This window comes from Photorhabdus noenieputensis (assembly GCF_018448935.1).
GTDB classification, from domain to species: Bacteria; Pseudomonadota; Gammaproteobacteria; order Enterobacterales; family Enterobacteriaceae; genus Photorhabdus; species Photorhabdus noenieputensis.
On sequence record NZ_RCWC01000152.1, the window covers coordinates 1 to 765 of the forward strand.

Consider the following 765-nt stretch of genomic DNA (forward strand, 5'->3'; position numbering starts at 1 on the left):
CCCGGAATTTCACAGACTGTAATAACAGTGATTCCAGATCAATATCGGCCCGTTTACTGACCAGCATTAAAGATAGGGTAAAGAGTTCGGATAATTCCTCCTGCAAAGAAAATTCAGCTACCGCAAACGTTTTCTCCGGCAAATCGGTAATATGACAAAGAAAGTGTAATCCATCGTTCATAAGGACTCCTTATTTTTGATGTTGGTGTTTAGGTAAATTAATAATATGGCCTTGGTGACGTTATTTTCCAGTAGTCTATTGTTTGACGATTAAGGTCGATTCGTCCATCAGGATATTCAACCCATTCCTTCCCCTTAGTTATAGTAATTTTTGGCATTTTGGTTTCATCTTGAATAACCAGTTAAAAAAGGCATCTCCAAATACCCAGTAAATAGAATAGAGAAATAATAAGGACAGCGTTATCTTCAATATTTTCATACGGACAGTTCCTTTTAATAACAGTATTCTCATGTTGGCATTTGGATAAACTGGTGATACGACCTTAGCAGAACGTTACTTTATGTAATAGGTATCTACCATCTGGGTATTAATTTCAATGTGCCCGTCAGGATATTCAACCCATTCTCCCCTTCCGTTAGTGATAATAATTTTCGGCATCTTAGTTTCATCTAGTTTACAGGGCAACCGCATGAATGATTAAATATCACTCACATTAGCAAAACCCGCCTGTAATACTCGCTCCAAAAATTGGGTTTTCATCCATATTCGTCTACGCTTCGCTTTAATGCTTAATTGACTCGTTT

The 765-nt window shown here is 37.3% G+C and carries 1 protein-coding gene; it reads right to left on the reverse strand.

Annotation, left to right across the window (positions count from 1 at the left end; genetic code table 11):
* A partial coding sequence (locus tag EAE91_RS23605; RefSeq protein ID WP_214090556.1) for a hypothetical protein occupies positions 1-181 on the reverse strand: 181 nt, incomplete at its 3' end.
* Positions 182-765 lie beyond the last annotated feature (584 nt).